This is a genomic window from Sphingobium sp. KCTC 72723 (assembly GCF_014280435.1).
Taxonomy (GTDB): Bacteria; Pseudomonadota; Alphaproteobacteria; order Sphingomonadales; family Sphingomonadaceae; genus Sphingobium.
Window position 1 is genome coordinate 4,243,685 of the sequence record NZ_CP060388.1, and the last position, 17,550, is coordinate 4,261,234.

At 64.3% G+C, this 17,550-nt stretch carries 18 protein-coding genes; 9 read left to right on the plus strand and 9 right to left on the minus strand.

Going from position 1 to position 17,550, the window contains the following annotated elements; all coding sequences use genetic code 11:
* Positions 1–101: 101 nt before the first annotated feature.
* Both SPBM01_RS20655 and SPBM01_RS20660 read right to left on the minus strand, forming a co-directional pair.
* The gene (locus SPBM01_RS20655) at positions 102–971 is read right to left on the minus strand and encodes a cupin-like domain-containing protein (protein WP_188063313.1); all 870 of its coding nucleotides are present in this window, start codon (positions 969–971) and stop codon (positions 102–104) included.
* Positions 968–2,098 (minus strand): GNAT family N-acetyltransferase, encoded by a 1,131-nt coding sequence (locus SPBM01_RS20660; protein WP_188063314.1) that lies wholly within the window; start codon positions 2,096–2,098, stop codon positions 968–970. The genes SPBM01_RS20655 and SPBM01_RS20660 overlap by 4 nt, the downstream gene beginning before the upstream one ends.
* A 152-nt stretch (positions 2,099–2,250) precedes the next feature.
* Here SPBM01_RS20660 and SPBM01_RS20665 point away from each other — a divergent pair, with 152 nt between their 5' ends.
* From SPBM01_RS20665 to SPBM01_RS20685, 5 genes are all read left to right on the plus strand, one after another.
* Positions 2,251–3,252, plus strand: coding sequence for an NAD-dependent epimerase/dehydratase family protein (locus tag SPBM01_RS20665; RefSeq protein ID WP_188063315.1), 1,002 nt, complete (start codon positions 2,251–2,253; stop codon positions 3,250–3,252).
* A gap of 353 nt (positions 3,253–3,605) precedes the next feature.
* The gene (locus SPBM01_RS20670; protein ID WP_410483066.1) at positions 3,606–4,565 is read left to right on the plus strand and encodes an SIS domain-containing protein; all 960 of its coding nucleotides are present in this window, start codon (positions 3,606–3,608) and stop codon (positions 4,563–4,565) included.
* Between the two features lie 41 nt (positions 4,566–4,606).
* Entirely contained in the window at positions 4,607–5,371 is a 765-nt protein-coding gene (locus SPBM01_RS20675; RefSeq protein ID WP_262504465.1) for a cytidylyltransferase domain-containing protein, read from the plus strand.
* Positions 5,371–5,958, plus strand: coding sequence for a histidine phosphatase family protein (locus SPBM01_RS20680; RefSeq protein ID WP_188065869.1), 588 nt, complete (start codon positions 5,371–5,373; stop codon positions 5,956–5,958). Before SPBM01_RS20675 ends, SPBM01_RS20680 begins: the two co-directional genes overlap by 1 nt.
* Positions 5,959–6,173: 215 nt before the next feature.
* Positions 6,174–6,464, plus strand: coding sequence for a GIY-YIG nuclease family protein (locus SPBM01_RS20685; RefSeq protein ID WP_188063317.1), 291 nt, complete (start codon positions 6,174–6,176; stop codon positions 6,462–6,464).
* 159 nt (positions 6,465–6,623) lie between these two features.
* Here SPBM01_RS20685 and SPBM01_RS20690 read toward each other — a convergent pair whose 3' ends face one another.
* The 3 genes from SPBM01_RS20690 to SPBM01_RS20700 are packed head-to-tail and all read right to left on the minus strand — an operon-like array spanning position 6,624 to position 8,476.
* A complete protein-coding gene (locus SPBM01_RS20690; RefSeq protein WP_188063318.1) occupies positions 6,624–7,190 on the minus strand; it encodes an LptA/OstA family protein in 567 nt (188 codons plus the stop codon).
* Positions 7,190–7,837: an LPS export ABC transporter periplasmic protein LptC gene (locus tag SPBM01_RS20695; RefSeq protein ID WP_188063319.1), complete on the minus strand. Its 648-nt coding sequence runs from the start codon at positions 7,835–7,837 to the stop codon at positions 7,190–7,192. Before SPBM01_RS20695 ends, SPBM01_RS20690 begins: the two co-directional genes overlap by 1 nt.
* A 21-nt stretch (positions 7,838–7,858) precedes the next feature.
* A complete protein-coding gene (locus SPBM01_RS20700) occupies positions 7,859–8,476 on the minus strand; it encodes a ribonuclease D (protein ID WP_188063320.1) in 618 nt (205 codons plus the stop codon).
* A gap of 240 nt (positions 8,477–8,716) precedes the next feature.
* Between SPBM01_RS20700 and SPBM01_RS22135 the strand changes: the two genes are divergently transcribed.
* From SPBM01_RS22135 to SPBM01_RS20715, 3 genes are all read left to right on the plus strand, one after another.
* Positions 8,717–9,592: a cold-shock protein gene (locus SPBM01_RS22135; RefSeq protein ID WP_188063321.1), complete on the plus strand. Its 876-nt coding sequence runs from the start codon at positions 8,717–8,719 to the stop codon at positions 9,590–9,592.
* 408 nt (positions 9,593–10,000) lie between these two features.
* Complete coding sequence (locus SPBM01_RS20710; RefSeq protein ID WP_188063322.1) at positions 10,001–10,267, plus strand: hypothetical protein; 267 nt, start codon at positions 10,001–10,003, stop codon at positions 10,265–10,267.
* A 51-nt stretch (positions 10,268–10,318) separates the two neighbouring features.
* Positions 10,319–11,203, plus strand: coding sequence for a bestrophin family protein (locus SPBM01_RS20715; RefSeq protein ID WP_188063323.1), 885 nt, complete (start codon positions 10,319–10,321; stop codon positions 11,201–11,203).
* Positions 11,204–11,213: 10 nt separating this feature from the next.
* Here the strand turns inward: SPBM01_RS20715 and SPBM01_RS20720 are convergent, their stop codons facing one another.
* On the minus strand, positions 11,214–12,626 hold the full coding sequence (locus SPBM01_RS20720; RefSeq protein ID WP_188063324.1) for a short-chain fatty acyl-CoA regulator family protein: 1,413 nt from the start codon (positions 12,624–12,626) through the stop codon (positions 11,214–11,216).
* A gap of 139 nt (positions 12,627–12,765) precedes the next feature.
* Between SPBM01_RS20720 and SPBM01_RS20725 the strand changes: the two genes are divergently transcribed.
* On the plus strand, positions 12,766–12,951 hold the full coding sequence (locus SPBM01_RS20725; protein WP_188063325.1) for a hypothetical protein: 186 nt from the start codon (positions 12,766–12,768) through the stop codon (positions 12,949–12,951).
* Positions 12,952–13,066: 115 nt separating this feature from the next.
* On the opposite strand, the gene SPBM01_RS20730 is transcribed toward SPBM01_RS20725, so the two are convergent.
* The 3 genes from SPBM01_RS20730 to SPBM01_RS20740 form a co-directional block, all read right to left on the minus strand.
* A complete protein-coding gene (locus tag SPBM01_RS20730) occupies positions 13,067–14,068 on the minus strand; it encodes an inorganic phosphate transporter (protein WP_188063326.1) in 1,002 nt (333 codons plus the stop codon).
* 24 nt (positions 14,069–14,092) lie between these two features.
* The gene (locus SPBM01_RS20735; RefSeq protein WP_188063327.1) at positions 14,093–15,208 is read right to left on the minus strand and encodes a DUF47 family protein; all 1,116 of its coding nucleotides are present in this window, start codon (positions 15,206–15,208) and stop codon (positions 14,093–14,095) included.
* A 176-nt stretch (positions 15,209–15,384) separates the two neighbouring features.
* Positions 15,385–17,523: a TonB-dependent receptor gene (locus tag SPBM01_RS20740; protein WP_188063328.1), complete on the minus strand. Its 2,139-nt coding sequence runs from the start codon at positions 17,521–17,523 to the stop codon at positions 15,385–15,387.
* Between the last annotated feature and the right edge of the window lie 27 nt (positions 17,524–17,550).

Consider the following 17,550-nt stretch of genomic DNA (forward strand, 5'->3'; position numbering starts at 1 on the left):
CTCTCCCCCACCCGGCCACCCAACGGCAGTATCATATGGGTGGCCGGGTGGGGGAGAGGGCCGGTGCGGCCATGCGCCGTAAGGCGCATTCGAGAAAGACTCTAAACGTCCAGTTTGCGCATGATGCGATAGGCCAGCCGCCGGACGCCCTGCCGTTCGGGTGCCACGCTGATCGTGCCGACCGGCAGGCCGCGCCGCCGCAGCAGCGCGTTAAAACTGTGCAGTTCCCCCTCCGCCACGCTGCGTTGCGATCGCCATGTCACGGACAGGCTGACCGAGACGGCGGGACCGTTGTGGACGAAATGGGGTGCCTTGACCGGCACATGGATGGCGTCGCCGGGGACGAGCGGAAAGGCGGTGCCATGGCTGGCGAAACCGTCCTGCCACACCAGGTTGCGGTGGCCGCCGCCGTGAAATTCCTCGCTCTTTTGCGCCGGGACCAGCGCTTCGTCATGGGCGGGAAACACGGTCATCACCTTGGTCCCCATGATCTGGAGCAGGATATTATGTTCCGGGTCCATATGAAATGGCGTGATGCTGCCCGGCGACGACAGGAAGATGAAGGCTTCGCGGTGGAGCATCGGCCCGGTGCTGGCGCGCACGATGGGATCGAGGTCGGCCAGCGCGGCATCAAGCAAGGCGGCATAGGCCGGATCGCGCTCGACATTTTTTAGCACCGCCCAGCTGCCGTTGGTGTCGATGGTGCGGATGGTTTCGCCCAGCGTCAGGCCGTTGGCCGGCGTATCTTCGGGGCGGACGCCCAGCGGCAGCTTGCCCAGATTATATTCCACGCTGGACGCGGGCATCCGTTCGGCCAGCACCGCCAGCGCGTCGAGGCAAAGCAAATCATGGCCGACAAGGGCGTGGGTGAGTTTCGCCGGCTGGTCGGGATAGGCGGCAGCGAAAGTCGTGCGCGCCGTGTCGGGAAAGATCGCGGCGGGATTATGCCGGATCGGGCTGTGGGCAGTCATCCCTGTCCTTTCAGAAGGCTGGCAACGGATTCGACGCCATTGGCGATGGCAAAGGCAGCGGCGCGCTGAACACGGGCCGGGCCGGACCCGTGCAATGCGATGCGATATTGCACGATGGTGCGCCGTTCCGCCCACAGGCTGTCGATCATCGGATGATCGGGCGCGGCGCAACTGTCCATCCAGTCGATCGCGGGATCATCCTGCACCGCGTGAAGATTGGCGATTTCGATCAGCACGCCGGGCGAAAAGCGGCCCAGCGCTTCGTCGAACGCGATCTTGAAGGAGAAAGCGCCGGTGCCATGGCGGAAATTGGCCAGCATCGCGATCGCCCGGCCATCCAGGTCGATGCGCAGCATGTGCAGCCGCCCGGCGTCGAACGCAGCGGCGCAGGCGGCGCGGAAGAAGGCAGCGTCGGCGGGCTTGCACGACAGGGCCGTGCCTTCGCGGCCCTTCCACCCCGATGCTTCGAGTGCCAAGAAATCCGCGCACCAGCGGGCCAGTTCGCCGCGATCGGCCAGCAGCCGGGTCTCCACCGTGCCGCTTTCGGCCAGGCGTTTTTGCAGGCGGCGCAATTCCTTGCGCTTTTTGGAACGGACATTGGTGTCCCAATAGGCGTCGGCGGACAGGCCCGACCGCAGCATCGCCCGGTCGTAACGGTGGATTTCGCGCCGTCCGCGCCGTTGTTCGACGCATAGTGCTTCCAGCGCGGCGGCGTTGGCCCCGGCTGCGTCCAGTCCCTGAAGATGCAGGAAGCCGCGCGCCCAAGGCGCCGCATCCAGTTGGCCAAGCAGGCCGCGCCATGCCGCCACTTCCTGCCCGCGCGCGATCATCGGCGCGCTAAAGAAGCAATGATCGTGCATCCAGTTGGCAACGCAGCCGATGGGCAGGCGGCCATGGCGCGGTTGCACCATGATGGGCAGCAGGCCGATGACCGCGTCGCCCGCCCGTGCCTCGATCAGACGGACCGATCCTTCGTCGGCCAGATGGTCGATCGCCGCGCCCAGCATGTCGGGTGCGTAAAAAGCGTTGGATTCCGCCGCGTCAGCCGCCAGCGCGGCCCAGCGCGCACGCTGGGGCGGCCCCGGCAGGTGCGGGGCGGGGGGCGATGGATGCGATGCCATGTCCATAGCGTTCGGGCATAGAAGGCAAAGATTAGGGAAAGCCTAAACATTGTCCGTCATGGAGCGGACAAGTCGGCGTGGCGCGGGGACAAGTCCCTTTACAAAGCCCGCCATATTGGTTGTGACGCAATGGGCGATTTGCGGTTGGAGATTGTGGCATGACGATATTGATCACCGGGGCGGCCGGCTTCATCGGCATGGCCGTTGCCGACCGGCTGATGGCGCAGGGTCATGCCGTCGTCGGCATCGACAATATGAACGATTATTATCCGGTGTCCCTCAAGCAGGCACGGCTGGACCGGCTGCGTGCCGCGCATGGCAAGCTGTTCACGTTCCACGAACTGGATTTTGCCGACATGGAGGCAGTGCAGCACGCGCTGGCCGATCAGGTGATCGAGGCGATCGTCCATCTGGGTGCGCAGGCGGGGGTCCGCTATTCGCTGATCAACCCGCACGCCTATGTCCGGTCGAACCTGGCGGGGCATGTCAACCTGCTGGAACTGGCGCGCGAACGGCGGGTGCGGCATCTGGTCTATGCGTCCTCCTCCTCCGTCTATGGCGGCAACGATACGCTGCCTTTCCGGGTAGAGGACCGGGCGGATCATCCGGTGTCGCTATACGCCGCAACCAAGCGCGCCGATGAACTGATGAGCGAAACCTATGCCCATCTGTTCCGCATCCCCATGACCGGGCTGCGTTTCTTCACTGTCTATGGCCCGTGGGGGCGGCCCGACATGGCGATGTGGATATTCACGTCGAAGATATTGGCAGGGCAGCCGATCCCGGTGTTCAACCATGGTCGGATGCAGCGCGACTTCACCTATATCGACGATATCGTGTCGGGCGTGGTCGGTTGCCTGGACCATCCTCCGGCCGATGATGGCGCGCCTAAGCCGGGTGGCAGCCGCGCGCCGCACCGGCTCTACAATATCGGCAACAACCGGCCGGAGGAGTTGATGCACCTGATCGCCGTGCTGGAAGATGCGTTGGGGACCAAGGCGCAGATTGATTTTCAGCCGATGCAGCCGGGTGACGTTCCGGCCACTTTCGCCGACATCAGCGCAATTGCGCACGACATCGGTTTTGCCCCGACGACCGGAATAGAATCCGGCGTGCCGCGATTCGTCCAATGGTATCGCGACTATCACAAGAATGGATGAAGTCCGTGTTGCGGCGCACAAGAAGCGCGGCAGGAAGGCGTAAAGGCGCGTCTTTGGCTTTGCGCCTGCTATCCCGACATTCGCGACGATGCGAAGCAATTGCACGTTGGAAACATTTCCGCACTTGCAAAATGGTTTGCCATAAGTAGCTGAAACAGCGTAGACAGACGCCCGTGCTGGTTTGGTAAACTGGTTAAGGGGTCGCGGAACAAGGGACGTTACGACGCACCGTTTACGGTGCTTCGTCACCGTGCAAGGCAACCGGATATCCGGTGCTGGCGTGCGGAAAAAAGGGCAAGCGCGTGTCGACACTAGCATCGAAAATCGTCCCGTTCGGATCGGGGGGACGGATCATCCAAACTGCATGTCGCAGCCTTTCCGTGGCGGCATCAGGTCTCAATGCGCTGGAAGCGCAATTTGCCGATCGCGATTTTTCCGCCACTTTCCTGCGTTTGATCGGCATATTCATCAATGTGCGCGGCCGCGTGATCGTGACCGGCATCGGCAAGAGCGGCATCGTCGCGCGTAAGATGACGGCGACGCTGACCTCCACCGGCACGCCTGCCATTTTCCTGCATCCCGCCGACGCGGGGCATGGCGATCTGGGCATGGTGACGCCGGACGATGTCGTGTTGATGCTGTCCCATTCGGGCGAGTCCACCGAACTTGGGCCGATCATCCAATATTGCAAGCGCTTCGCCATCCCGTTGCTGGCGATGACGGCGCAGGCCAACAGCACCGTGGCGACCGCTGCCGATGTGTGCATGTTGATGCCCGACGTGCCGGAAGCCTGCCCCGCAACGATGGCCCCCACCACGTCCACCACGGTGCAGATGGCATTCGGCGATGCGCTGGCCATTTCGCTGATGGAAATGCGCGGATTTTCCGCCGATGATTTCCACAAATTCCATCCCAACGGCAAATTGGGCGCGCAACTGATCAAGGTGCGCGAATTGATGGCCAAGGGCGATGCTGTGCCAAGCGTGGGCGAGGAGGCTTCGCTGCTGGACGCGACCATCGAAATGACGCGCGCCCGGCTGGGCGGCACGGCGGTGGTCGATTCCACCGGCGCGCTGATCGGCGCGTTCACGGACGGCGACCTGCGCCGTGCGGTGACGGGCAAGCAGAACCTGACCGAAGCGGTGGGCCGGTTCATGACGCCGACGCCGCTGGCGGTCGGGCCGGAAGAACTGGCGCAGGAAGCGTTGCTGTTGATGCACGAACGCAATGTCATGCTGTTGTTCGTGTGCGATCGCGGGCGGCTGGTCGGGGCGGTCCATATGCATGATTTGTTGCACGCCGGGGTCGCCTGAGCCTTCTGGTCGTCATTCCCGCGCGGGCCGGGTCGTCCCGCCTGCCGCGCAAGCCGCTGCGGTCGATCGCCGGGCGCACGCTGCTCCATCGCACCATTGCCATGGCACGCGCGGCCATTGGTGCGCGTGACGGCGTGGCGTTGACCGTAGCGACGGATGATGACGAAATTGCCGATCATGTTCGTGCGGTCGGGTGCGAGGCAGTGATGACCGACAGCGCGATTGCGACCGGGTCCGGGCGGGCGCTGGCCGCCGCGCTGGCGCAGGACGTCGTGCCGCAATTTATCGTGAATTTGCAGGGGGATTCGCCCTTTCAGCCGACCGGGGCGCTGGGGGCGGTGATCGCTGCGCTGGAAGCGGGCGCGCCAGTTGCGACGCCGGTGATCGCGCTCGACTGGCGCGCGCTCGATGCGTTGCGCGATCATAAGACGCGCTCGCCGTTCAGCGGCACCACCTGCGCCCGCGCGCCCGATGGCAGGGCGCTGTGGTTTTCGAAAAACATCATTCCCGCGATTCGGGGCGAGGACGCCCTGCGCGCCAGCCAGCCACGGTCGCCGGTGTGGCGGCATGTCGGCCTTTATGGCTATGCGCTCGATGCGTTGCGCGCGTTCGAGGCAGCGCCGCCGACCGTGCTGGAGGAATTGGAGGGGCTGGAGCAGTTGCGGCTGCTGGAACTGGGCATCCCGGTGATGACGGTGCCGGTCGATCCGCCATCCTTCGATAGCAGCGGCATCGATACCGAGGCGGACATTACCCGTGTCGAGGCGCTGATCGCGCTGCATGGCGACCCCACGCCGCCGCTGTGATGCGCCGCATCTTCATCATTCGCCATGGCAATACATTTGCTCCCGGCGAGCCTGCGCGCCGGGTGGGCGCGCGCACCGACATTCCGCTGGTGGAAAGCGGGCGGGCGCAGGCGCAGCGGCTGGGCGCGTGGTTCGCGGGGGAGGGGGTGCCGGTCGCGCGGCTGCTGACCAGCCCGCTGCTGCGCGCGCGCGAAACGGCGCAGGCGATTGCGCAAGCGTGCGATCATGCGCCCGACGGCACGCGCGACTGGCTGGGCGAAATCGACCATGGGCCGGACGAGAATCGCGTCGAGGCCGATGTGGTCGCGCGGATCGGCGCGCAGGCGATTGCCGACTGGGACGAACGCGGCATCGCGCCCGATGGCTGGCTGGTCGATGCCGATACCCGCATCGCGGCGTGGCGGGCGTTCTTTGCGGAGGATGGCACGGGCGCGGACCTGCTGGTGACGAGCAACGGCGCGGCGCGATTCGCGCTGCTGGCGGCGGGGCGGCCGCTGGCCTCGCTCAAGCTGCGGACCGGCGCGTTCGGGGAGCTGGTGGTGGAGAAGGGCGCGGTGCGGGTGGTGCGGTGGGACGTGCGGCCATAGGGGGGAGCGCTCTGACTCGTCATGCCAGCGCAGGCTGGCATCTCAGGCGGTAGCGTGCGCGCAATGCCTGTTCGCCCTTCTCAAGCCTCATCCTGCTATCGCCTGAGACCCCAGCTTTCGCTGGGGTAACGGTATAAGGGGTGGGGAGTGGACGCCCCCTCTCCGTCATGCCAGCGTAGGCTGGCATCTCAGGCGAAGGTGCGCAACAATAGGGCATGGCGCGAGGCGGCTTCACTTACATCATGACCAATAAGGCAAGGGGCGTCCTGTATATCGGCGTCACGGCAGACCTTGCCGCGCGGGTCGAACAACATCGCACTGGCACGGGTTCTGCCTTCTGCAAGAAATATGGCCTGACGCGCCTTGTCCTTGCCGAACCGCATGATGACATCATATTCGCCATTGCCCGTGAGAAAGCACTCAAGGCATGGAAGCGTGCATGGAAAATCCGGCTCATTGAGGAGAGCAATCCCGAATGGCGTGACCTCTCAGACCTTATCATGTGACCGCCTGAGACCCCAGCCTGCGCTGGGGTGACGGAGAAGGGGCATCCGTTCCCAGGCAGAGAAGCGAAAAGGTGCAATGACCCCAAATGGTCGTTTTTTGCCATCCTCCCCTCGCAGGAGAGGATTTTTATTCCCTGCACATCTCGTAACCAACCAACGTCAATTCCTCCGCTGCGGCACCGTGAACGTCCCCGTCACGCGCCCGCCGCCGCTACCCACGGCACCCGGCGCGCCGCCCGATGCGCGACCATCGACCGTGGAGCGCCCGGTGTTGAGGTCCATGACCAGCCGTCCGCCGGTCAACCGGTTGGCCCCTTGCGTCAGCGACACATTGCCCAGCATGGTGATCAGCTTGCTGTTGAGGTCGTAGATGGCGACATTGCCGCGTGCGGTCTGGTCCGCCTTGGTCACGACGACATTGCCCGATGCGTCGATGCGGTCGATGTCCACGCCATTGGTGCCGCCGCTTGGCTGCTTGCTGTAGGCGACGGTCATGCGCGCGGCGTTGAGCGTCATGCCGGCCTGCGTCACTTCGACATTGCCGGACACGACGACGCGGTCGGCGCGGTCCTGTACCTCGATCCGGTCGGCGTTGAAATTGACCGGGGCGTTGCTGTCATGGTTGCGCATCACCTGCGCATCGGCACCAGCGAACATGGCACTGGCGAACATCAGGCCAGCGGCACCCACGGCACCGATCGGCAGGAGGAATATGGAGGCTTTCATCACTTCCGCCCTTTGAGGCCATTTTGTTCGATGCGCAAGCTGGCCCGGCCATTCAGGGTCACCGTGCGCGCGGCCATGTCCGCTTCCAGATGGTCGCCGCTGAACGTGCCAATGGGGATGCGCCCGTCGACCCGGCCCGCGCTGCGCATCCGCCGGGTTTTGAGGTCAATGCCCACGTCGCGCGTGGTCAGGCGATATCCGCCCGCCGCTTCGAATTGCACCGGGCCTTCTATGCCCACCCGCTCGGTTTCCATGTCGTAGCGGCCCTTTTGCGCGGTGAGCGTGGCGGGGCCATCGGACAGGAGGATGCGCGCGGACATGCTGTTCAAATCCACGACCGGCTCGCGCGAGCTTTTCTGCACGGCCGATCCCGCGCGCAGGGAAAAGGGCTGCCCCTTGCTGTCCTGCCCGCGATAGAGCGCTTCGGTCACGCGCATCCGTTCCTTGGCCACTTCGACCTTATTCTTGTCGAGGACGAAGCTGACCTTGTCGCCGCCGGTGAAGGGCGCGGTGGCCAGCAGCGCGCTCAGCACGCCGACCGCCACGGGCAGCCAGTTTTTGAGCGTGCCGACCAGACGGTCATGGCTGCCCCCCGGCTGCGCCCATTGACGGCGCACATCGCGTTGCTGATCGGCCTGAACGGACATGATGGCGAGCGCTCGCTTCCCTTACATATGCGCGAAAATGTCGATCTCCGGCCAACCGGCCAGGTCGAGCGCGGCGCGGTGCGGCAGGAAATCGAAACAGGCCTGCGCCAGTTCCATGCGGCCTTCGCGGATCAGGCGCTTGTCGAGTTCGGTGCGCAGCGCGTGGAGGAAGCGCACGTCCGACGCGGCATAATCTTTTTGCGCGTCCGACAGATTGGGGTTGCCCCAGTCGCTCGACTGCTGCTGCTTGCTGATGTCCTGGCCCAGCAGTTCGCGGACCAGTTCTTTCAGTCCGTGGCGATCGGTATAGGTGCGAATCAGGCGCGATGCGATCTTGGTGCAATAGACAGGCGCTGCGACCACGCCCAGATAATGCTGGATCGCGGCAATATCGAACCGGCCGAAATGATAGAGTTTCAACCGTTCCGGGTCGGCCAGCACGGCGCGCAGGTTGGGCGCGGCATAATCGCTGCCCGCGCTGAACCGCACCAGATGTTCATCGCCCTTGCCATCGCTGATCTGGACCACGCACAGGCGGTCGCGCGGGGTGATAAGCCCCATGGTTTCGGTGTCTACGGCGATCGGGCCGGGGGCAAGCACGCCTGCGGGCAGATCTTCTTCATGGAAATGGACGGTCATGCCACCCCCCTATGCGTAAAGCGGCGCGCTCGCAATCGGCGCGTTCGGTCGGGGTTCGCGCGGCGCGATATATCGCGTTAAAAACACAAGGTGACGTGATCGGTGAAAATCATTCGCGCTGTCCCGAAAAGTTGATATAGTGATTCCCAAACCCGCCTTACGCGGTGGATTGTGCATGTCATTCGCCCGACATGTTTTGTCCGATTGGTCTTGGGGCGAAGCGAAAGTGACTAACAGGGCATGAGTTTTGACAGAGGTCGCCGCGGCGGGCGCGGCAAGGATAAGCGCGACGGTTTCGGCGACGACAACTTTTACGACCAGGGCGCTGGCGGCGGTGGCGGTGGTCGCGGCGGTTTTGGCGGCGGCTTCGGCGGCGGTGATCGCTTCGGCGGCGGTGGCGGCGGTGGCTTCGGCGGCGGTGATCGCTTCGGCGGCGGCGGCGGCGGTGGTGATCGCGGCGGCTTCGGCGGCGGCGCGCCCCGTGGCGGCGGCTTCGGCGGCGGCGGCGGTGGTGGTTTCGGCGGCGGCGGTGGTCGCGGCGGAATGCCGGCCCAGGTCGTTGGCGAAGGCACTGGCGTCGTTAAATTCTTCAACGGGCAAAAGGGCTTCGGCTTTGTCGTGCGTGATGATGGCGGCGAAGACGTGTTCGTACACATCAGCGCAGTCGAGCAGGCTGGCCTGACCGGCCTGGCCGAAGGTCAGCAGCTTGGTTTCACGCTGGTCGATCGTGGTGGCAAGGTGTCGGCGACTGACCTGAAGATCGAAGGCGAACCGCTCCCCGTCACCGATCGCGGTCCGCCGCGTGAACCGCGCGAACCGCGCGCCGGTGGTTTCGGTGCAGCGCCCGGCGGCTTTGGCGGCGGTGCGGACCGTGGTGGCCCGCAGCGTCAGCTGACCGGCGAACGCTCCAGCGGCACGGTGAAGTTCTTCAACGCGATGAAGGGCTTCGGCTTCATTCAGCGCGATGACGGCCAGCCCGACGCATTCGTCCACATCAGCGCCGTCGAACGCGCTGGCATGGCCGCCCTCAATGAAGGCGACCGTCTGGACTTCGAACTGGAAGTCGATCGTCGCGGCAAATATGCTGCGGTGAATCTCCAGTCGAAGGCCGACTGAGCCAGCGACGGATCATCCCTGTCCGCAGGGAGAGAGATAAAGAAGGGTCGTCCGAAAGGGCGGCCCTTTTTTTGCGTTCGAGGGTCGGGGATGGGATCCCCCGGTCCGCTGCCGAGGACCGATGTTTTAAGATGGCGGAACTTGCGCCGGTATGACTGCGTATGGATTTGGGCGCAGGGCCAAAAGCGCCCTTCCTTTGCGATGCAGGGGCGGCTTCCATGTGCTGCAATCGCGAACAAAGCCTGTCCGCAAGCATCCTGCTTCGTAAGAAAATGTTGCTTTATCGGGCTATTCGCCGCGTACGCACGCCTGCTGCGGCACAGCAATATTATCTTACATCCCGGCCACGCATCCATCTTGCCGACTTCCTAGTTTGGATGAACGCAACACAGGATGGAGTGCATAGTCATGAATCAGTCGGACAATAAGGATCGTCGCACGCTGATCGAGAAGGCGGCAGGATCGCTCATGCTGCTTTGCTTCGGTCTGGGCAGCCTGGCCTTTCTGATCGCGATCGACCGGGCCGAATGGTTTGCGGTGCGTCCCGCTTCGGGCGTTGCTTTGGCGATGGCCAATGCGTCGGATAAATATGCCGATAATGCGACGGAAGCAGCCAGCGCGGCGTCCACCGGCGCGTTTCGCGCGACGCAGGGCGCTGCTGTCGGCGCGAACTGACGCGGTGTATTTGCCCCGTCAGCTTCGTCCAATTCGGCAACAGGCCATATCATGATCGTCACCGCGACTCCGGGCATCAAGCAGATCATCCGCGAGGTATGGAAGCCGCTGGCGCTGCTGTTCGTGTGGGACGTGATCGTCACGGTCACCTATTTCCTCATGCCCTTCACCGCGCCGTCGCTGCCTTTGACTCTGTTCGGCTCCGCGCTGGTGCTGTTTTTGGGGTTCCGCAGCAATTCGGCCTATCAGCGCTGGTGGGAAGGGCGCGGGCTGTGGGGGCTGATGATCAACGCCAGCCGCAATCTGGCGCGGCAGGCGCGTAATTTCCTGCCCGAGGAGGCGCGGACAGAAAAGCGCGGACTGGTCAAGCGCCAGATCGCCTATGTCCACGCGCTGCGGTGCCAGTTGCGGCGGCAAAAGCCCGATAGTGACGTGGCGCGATTTCTGTCGAAGGGTGACGCGGATCTGGCGCTGGCGCGCGTGAATGTCGCCAACGGCATATTGGACGGCACCGGGCGGCGCATTGACGAGGCGCGGCAGCGCGGCTGGATCGACACGATTCAGCAGGCGGCGATGGAAGCGGTGCTGGTGGACATCGCCAATGCGCAGGGCGGGATGGAGCGGCTGAAGAACACGCCGTTGCCGGTGCAATATCGTTTCTTTCCGACGCTGTTCACCCATTTGATGTGCATCTTGCTGCCGATCGGGCTGGTCGAGACGATGGGACTGGCGACGCCGCTGGGGTCCACGCTGGCGGGCCTGATGTTCCTGGCGGTGCTGGCGATCGGCGATGATCTGGTCGATCCGTTCGACAATAGTCCGCATGATTTGCCGCTGAGCGCCATGTGCCGGACGATCGAGATCGACCTGCTTCAGGCGATTGGCGACGATGCGCCCCCGCCAATGCGGCCCGACAAGGAAGGGATATTGTGGTGAGGCGCGTCCGTCACACCCGCCGGAACGGGAAGGGCGCGGCCGTCCGTTCATAACTGTGCAGGTCCAGCGCGCGGGTGACGGGCGGCAGGGCGCGGTCGGGGCAGGCGCGGCGTTCGCACAGGTGACAGGTCGGGCCGACCTCCGTTGCTTCATCCTTGTCCATGTCGATGCCGTCGGCATGGGCGATGCGCCCGCCATGCTTGGCCTCGCACCCCAGCGCGATCACGGATCGACTGCGTGCGTCCGGCGCGTTGCGGGGCAGCGCCATTGCCAGTGTGACGAAGCGGCGGCCGTCCAGCGTCTCGATCAGTTGCGATTCGACCCGGTCCACCGTGCGGGCGTCCTGCGCGTCCCAGCGGGGGCAGGGGCTGCCGTAGCGGGCGAAGGGCCAGGCTTCGCCATCGAACCGTTTGGACACGATGCCCGCCCGGTCCATCTTGACCATGAAGAAGGGGATGCCGCGCGCGCCGGTGCGATTGAGGCTGGTCAGGCGATGGGCCAGTTGTTCGGTCGACACGCCGAAGCGGTCGCGCAGCAGCGGCAGGTCGTGGCGGCTGTGTTCGGCGGCCTGGCGGAAACGGTCATAGGGCATGACCAATGCGGCGGCGGCATAGTTGGTCAGCGCGATGGTGGCGAGGCGGCGGCTGTCCTCGTCCGGCGGACTGGCGCGCGCGACCTGCGCGGCGATGGCTTCGGCCAGTTCCTGCGCGCACAGATGATAGGCGATGGCGAACAGCCGCCCGGACGCAGGCAGCCGTTCGCTAAGCATCAGGCGGCGGCGGTGCATGTCATAATGGCGCAGCGTTCCGGCCAATATGTCGGCGCGCACGACCTGAACGGCCATGCCATGCCGGTCCTTCAAGCGGGCGCGCAATTCGGCCTGGAGCAGGGCGGGGTCGTCGCTCATGGATGCAGCGATGCTTTCCGCGCCTGCGTCGATTTCCGCGAAATGATTGCCCGCGCGCGCGATGGCTTCGCGCAGCCAGTCGACCGGGGCAACCAGCGGGGCGGGACCACGATCCCCCGCCAGCGATTCGCCGGGCAGGCGGCGCAGGTCGGCCAGCGCGCGGTAGAAACGGGCAATCGCTTCGCTGACGCCGGGATAATTTTCGGCGACTTCCAGCACTTCGTCGCGGGCAATGCCGATGTCGCGCACCAGCGCGTCGGACAATATTTCGCCCAGTTCATGGGCGCCGCCCTCCACCGGGGACGCGGTGAAGTCACGAATGTCGATGTCATAGGTATTGGCCAAGCGCAGCAGCATCTGCGCGGTCAATGGCCGCTGGTTGCGCTCCAGATGGTTGAGATAGCTGGGGGAAACGCCCAGCTCCTCGGCCATGCGGGTCTGGTTCAGGCCCAGTTCGCGGCGCAGCACGCGCAGCTTGGGGCCAAGATAGAGTTTGCGGTCGGTCAGCTCTGCCATATAGTCATAATGTCATAGAATGACAGTTATACCAAATCCTATCATGACATGCGGCCACCAATCGTCCTTCGCAAACGCGAATCTATGTCTATGTCGGTGTCTATCAGCCGCACCGACGGCGCAACGAAAGGACAGGATCATGACCACCCAGACCATGGATGACACCACCGGCCATCCCCAGCCCGCCCGTTCGCGCGCGGTGTTCTCGCCCGAAGATTTCGGCCTGATCCGCACGGCCATTGCCCATTATCTGCGCGAGGTTCAGGACCAGCCTGAATCGGTCAAATATGCCAATCTCTATCACCGCCTCGGCCGGGTGGCGTAATCTGGCTTCAGCATAACTGAAGCAAGCCCGCACCGGCCCTTTCCCCACCCGACCGCCCACAGAATATCCTGAATAGGCGGTCGGGTGGGGGAGAGGGCCGGTGCGGGCCTTCCGATCAAAAAAGAAGAGTCAGCCAGTAAAAGCCTGCGCCGATCGCGGCGGCGGCGGGCAGAGTGACGACCCAGGCGACGACGATGCTGGATGCGACGTTCCACCGCACCGCCGACAGTCGCCGTGACGCGCCCACGCCCACGATCGCGCCAGTGATGGTGTGGGTGGTGGACACCGGAATGCCCAGATGGGTCGCCAGGAACAGGGTGATCGCGCCGCCGGTTTCCGCGCAGAAGCCCTGCGCCGGGGTCAGCCGGGTGATTTTCGACCCCATGGTGTGGACGATTTTCCACCCGCCCAGCAAGGTGCCGACGCCCATTGCCGCCTGACAGGACAGCACGACCCAGAAGGGAACGTGAAACTCCCCCTGCAACATGCCCTGCGAATAGAGCAGCACCGCGATGATCCCCATCGTCTTTTGTGCGTCATTGCCGCCATGGCCCAGCGAATAAAGCGACGCGGACACCAGTTGCAGCTTGCGGAATACCCGGTCCGCGCCCTGCGGCGTGAAGCGGCGGAAGATCCAGCTGATCAACAATACCAAAAGCAGCGCCAGCATGAGGCCGATGGCGGGCGACATGACGATCGCCGCGCTGGTCTTGAACACGCCGCTCCATACCACCGCGCCAAGCCCCGCCTTGGCCGTGCCTGCGCCCAGCAGGCCGCCGATCAGCGCGTGGCTGGACGAGGACGGGATGCCCAGCCCCCAGGTGATGAGGTTCCAGACGATTGCCCCCATCAGCGCGCCGAATATGACTTGGGGCGTGATGATGCTGGCTTCGACAATGCCCTTCCCCACGGTTTCGGCGACATGCAGGCCAAAGAAGAGGAAGGCGATGAAGTTGAAGAAGGCGGCCCAGGCGACCGCATATTGCGGTTTCAGCACGCGCGTCGACACGATCGTGGCGATGGAGTTCGCCGCGTCGTGCAGGCCGTTGAGAAAATCGAAGGCCAGCGCGACGCCGATCAGTGCGACCAGCAGCGGAAAGGCGATATGGGCTTCCATGGGATCTATCCGGTTCCGGCAGGATCAGGCGTGGTCGATGACCAGGCCGGAAATTTCGTTGGCGACATCCTCGAACCGGTCAGTGACCTTTTCCAGATGGGAATAGATTTCGTTGCCGACGATGAAGTCCATCGGATTGCCCAGCCGCGCCTGCGCATAGAGCGCCTTCAGCCCCGATTCGTGCAGCGTGTCGGCATGACCTTCCAGCTTCACCAGCCGCTCGGTCAATTCATGCAGCCGCGTGGCGTTGAGGTTAAGCGAGCGCAGCAGCGGCATGGCTTCGGCGGTGATGCGCGCACATTCCACGATGATGGCGCTCATATCCTGCATCTGCGCTGAAAATTCGGTGACTTCGAACAGGGCGATCGCCTTGGCGGTCTGGTTCATCTGGTCGATGGCGTCGTCCATCACACCGATCAGGCCAGTGATGGCACTGCGGTCGAAGGGGGTGACGAAGATGCGGCGCACGTCCTGCAACACTTCGCGGATGATGTCGTCCGCCTCATGTTCGCGGTCCGAAATGGTCTTGATATGGTCGGCCATGTCGGGACCGCCCTTGAGCAGGCGGGCGAGCGCGTCGGCACCGGCCACCAATGTGACAGTGTGCGCTTCGAACTGTTCGAAAAAGCGGCCCTGTTTGGGCATCAGCGCATGAAACCAGCTGAACATAGCCGTCCTTTCATTTTGTTTATCTCTGAACCACAGCAGCATCGCAATGAACCGACCCGGCTGGCGGGGCGGTTCGCGGAAGGCGGCTATGATGGCCTGAAGATCGGGTTCGTCGACCGCGCTTGCAGCGTCGCGCACGGAAAACCAGCGCAATTCCCGCTGCCCCTTTTCGGGCCAGTGCGCCAACTGGCCCGTGACCGCGAGCGGGAATACTTCCACCGTGGCTTCGCGGGCGTTGCCGTTGCGCTTGCGCTTGTCGTAACGGTAGCGGCCAAGGGACGCGGGGCAGGCAATGCCGTGGATGCCCGCTTCCTCATAGGCTTCCAGTTCGGCGGCGCGGTGGCCCGACAGCCCCTTGATCCGGTTGCCCTTGGGAATCACCCAGCGGCCGGTATCGCGCGATGTGATCAGCAGGATCTGCATCGCGCCATCGGCACTGGTGGTATAGGGCAGGGCGGCGATCTGACGCATCGCTGCACCCTGTAACGATATTGTCACAATGTGCAATCGGGGCGGTATCGCACCGCCCCCGATCCGAGTCGCATTCTGTTTTGGAAGCACGGTTCCGGCCCGCTCCCCCGCCCAGCCACCCGACAGTATGACTCTGGATCGGGTGGTTGGGCGAGGAAGCGCGCCGGAACGTCCCGTTACAGCGAAAAGCGCGCCGTTACGCGGATGTCGCGGCCCGCTAGCGGGGCGAAGTCCTTGAGGACGCTGGCATGACGGCGGGCGTCCACGTCGAAGATATTATTGGCCGACAGCATCAATGTGGTGCGGTCATTGCCCCTGAACGGCTTGATCGAGAGGGATGCGTTGACCATCGTATAGCCATTGGTCGTGGTTTCCGACGCGGCGATGCGATCCTGATCGAACACATGCTCCACTTCGCCGCGCAGGCTCAGCCGGTCGCCCTGCGCTTCCAGTCCGCCCAGCAGACGCAGCGGCGGGATGCGCGGCGCAGGGCCGCTGCCCTTGATCGTGGCGCGGACATAATCGGCCACGCCGTCGAAATTGATCGCATAGCTGCCGACCTGCGCCAGCTTGAGCGTGGCTTCCGCCTCGAACCCGTAATAGCGTGCGTCCGCCTGCGCATAGGCGTAGCAGGGAAATTCCAGGTCCGCGCCGCCATTGGCCCCCTGACACACGCTGTCGGCGACGATCGCGTCGTAGATATAGCCGTTGAACCAGTTGTGATAGGCGGCCAGGCTGATGCTGTACCCTTCGCCCTTGCCGCGCAGCGTGGCTTCGACGCCCCAGCTTTTTTCCTTGGTAAAATCGGGATCGCCCAGTTCGAACGCCTGCGTTCCGGCATGATTGCCGCGCGCGAACAATTCTTCCGCCGATGGCGCGCGTTCGCTGCGTGAGGCGTTCAGGCCGATGCGCCAGCCCGGCACGACCGCCTGGCTGATGCCGAGCGACCCGGACAGCGCGTTGAAGCTGCGCCGCGCCCCTCCGGTGAACAGGTCCGCATCGGCATTGGCCGACAGGTCGGTATGTTCGTAACGCGCGCCAGCCTCTAGCCGGATGTCGCCCAGATCCAGCGATTGCAGAGTGAACAGGCCCAACTGGTTGGTTTCATTCTTGGGCAGGAATTTCTCTTCCCCGATCGCCTGAAAGCGGCGGGTGAAAAATTGCGCGCCGAACGCGCCGTCCCATCCGCCCCGGCGGGACTGGATGAATTCCAGCCGGCTTTCCATCGACTGGTTGTAGAAGGTGGTGCCGACTTCGCCCGATGGTTCGATTTCCTGATGCTGGTAATCGGCCCAGCCCGCGCGCAGGCGGATGGTGTCGAGGAAGCCGCCATTGGTCGCGATTTCGCCGCGCAGGTCGGCGCGGGTCTGGCGCATGGCCAGCGTTACATCCTCATGGCTGTGGCCTTCCTCTTCCCCCGCATGATCGTCCGACAGGTCGAAGCGTGCTGGCACGCCATAGCGATTGTCGGTGTGGGAGACGGAGATGCCCAGGCTGCCGCGATCGTTGATATAGGCAAAGCCGCCCGCGACTTCCCATGTCTCCGCCGCCGTATTGGGCAGCTTGCCTTTCAACTGGCCGTCCGCCCGCACTTCGGCGTCGTCCGACGCAGCGGCGATGGCGCGCAGCGGTTTGGACAGGATATAGCTGCCGGTGCGCTGGTCGTCGCTGCGGTTGTAGCTGCCGTCCAGATGGATGACGAAATTCTCGCTCAAGGGCGCTTCGATTTCGCCGCCGACGGTGCGTTCGTTCGCGGCGCTGCCATAGGTGGCGATGCCTTCGACATGGATGGGTTCGTCCGGCACGCGGCGCGGGATGCGGCTGTCGATGACATTGACCACGCCGCCGATGGCGGACGATCCATAAAGTAGGGCGGCAGGGCCACGCAGCACTTCGATCCGGTCGGCAGTCAGCGGGTTGATGGCGACGGCATGATCGACCGAGGTGTTCGACACGTCGAAGCTGCCGATACCGTCGGTCAGGATGCGGACCCGCTCCCCCTGAAAGCCGCGCAATATGGGGCGCGATGCGTTGGGACCGAAGGAGGTAGAGGAAACGCCGGGCTGCCGCGCCAGCGTTTCGCCGATGGTGGAGCGCAGTTCGCGCGTCAGCTTGTCCCCGGTGACGACGGTGGTGCCGGATAATATGTCGCCCTGCCGCCGGGGGATGAGCGCAGTGACGACGATGTCGGCGCGATTGTCATGATAGGCGCTCTGGTCGGCCTCGTCGGCAGGTGCCGTCTGGGCCATGACGGGCAGGGCGATGGAGAGCGCACACAGGGCGCAACCGGCGCGAAGCGACAGCGAGAGAGACATAGGTGGCGGATACCCTGAAATGATGCG

Bases quoted from the DNA above. Each gene is read 5' to 3' on its own strand.
- SPBM01_RS20655 (WP_188063313.1), bottom strand. From the start codon at position 971: ATGACTGCCCACAGCCCGATCCGGCATAATCCCGCCGCGATCTTTCCC.
- SPBM01_RS20660 (WP_188063314.1), bottom strand. From the start codon at position 2,098: ATGGACATGGCATCGCATCCATCGCCCCCCGCCCCGCACCTGCCGGGG.
- SPBM01_RS20665 (WP_188063315.1), top strand. From the start codon at position 2,251: ATGACGATATTGATCACCGGGGCGGCCGGCTTCATCGGCATGGCCGTT.
- SPBM01_RS20680 (WP_188065869.1), top strand. From the start codon at position 5,371: ATGCGCCGCATCTTCATCATTCGCCATGGCAATACATTTGCTCCCGGC.
- SPBM01_RS20685 (WP_188063317.1), top strand. From the start codon at position 6,174: ATGGCGCGAGGCGGCTTCACTTACATCATGACCAATAAGGCAAGGGGC.
- SPBM01_RS20690 (WP_188063318.1), bottom strand. From the start codon at position 7,190: ATGAAAGCCTCCATATTCCTCCTGCCGATCGGTGCCGTGGGTGCCGCT.
- SPBM01_RS20695 (WP_188063319.1), bottom strand. From the start codon at position 7,837: ATGTCCGTTCAGGCCGATCAGCAACGCGATGTGCGCCGTCAATGGGCG.
- SPBM01_RS20700 (WP_188063320.1), bottom strand. From the start codon at position 8,476: ATGACCGTCCATTTCCATGAAGAAGATCTGCCCGCAGGCGTGCTTGCC.
- SPBM01_RS22135 (WP_188063321.1), top strand. From the start codon at position 8,717: ATGAGTTTTGACAGAGGTCGCCGCGGCGGGCGCGGCAAGGATAAGCGC.
- SPBM01_RS20710 (WP_188063322.1), top strand. From the start codon at position 10,001: ATGAATCAGTCGGACAATAAGGATCGTCGCACGCTGATCGAGAAGGCG.
- SPBM01_RS20715 (WP_188063323.1), top strand. From the start codon at position 10,319: ATGATCGTCACCGCGACTCCGGGCATCAAGCAGATCATCCGCGAGGTA.
- SPBM01_RS20720 (WP_188063324.1), bottom strand. From the start codon at position 12,626: ATGGCAGAGCTGACCGACCGCAAACTCTATCTTGGCCCCAAGCTGCGC.
- SPBM01_RS20725 (WP_188063325.1), top strand. From the start codon at position 12,766: ATGACCACCCAGACCATGGATGACACCACCGGCCATCCCCAGCCCGCC.
- SPBM01_RS20730 (WP_188063326.1), bottom strand. From the start codon at position 14,068: ATGGAAGCCCATATCGCCTTTCCGCTGCTGGTCGCACTGATCGGCGTC.
- SPBM01_RS20735 (WP_188063327.1), bottom strand. From the start codon at position 15,208: ATGCGTCAGATCGCCGCCCTGCCCTATACCACCAGTGCCGATGGCGCG.
- SPBM01_RS20740 (WP_188063328.1), bottom strand. From the start codon at position 17,523: ATGTCTCTCTCGCTGTCGCTTCGCGCCGGTTGCGCCCTGTGTGCGCTC.